This window comes from Pseudomonas sp. C11, from assembly GCF_034683865.1.
Lineage (GTDB): Bacteria > Pseudomonadota > Gammaproteobacteria > Pseudomonadales > Pseudomonadaceae > Aquipseudomonas.
Genome location: NZ_JAWIIP010000080.1, coordinates 1 through 242 on the forward strand (window position 1 = coordinate 1; position 242 = coordinate 242).

Here is a 242-nt window from a genome sequence, read left to right on the forward strand (position 1 = left end):
CATACGTGGCCTGCTCTGGCATCATATGTGCGGCGGTGATGAAGCATGCCTTCACTGAGGAATTGCTGCTATGGTTGTTGCTGCGTTTTGTGGTCGGTATGGCTATGATGTGCCAGCTGATGGTGGTGGAGAGCTGGCTCAACGACTGCGCTCAGAGCGATCAACGTGGCAGGGTGCTGGGCATATACATGTTCTCGGCCTTCGTCGGCATGATGCTCGGTCAACTGGCGCTGAGCATCGAT

1 pseudogene is annotated in these 242 nt (G+C 55.8%); it reads left to right on the plus strand.

From position 1 onward, the window contains the following. Positions 1-38: 38 nt before the first annotated feature. Positions 39-242: pseudogene (locus VC352_RS25000) on the plus strand (MFS transporter); the annotation flags it as partial.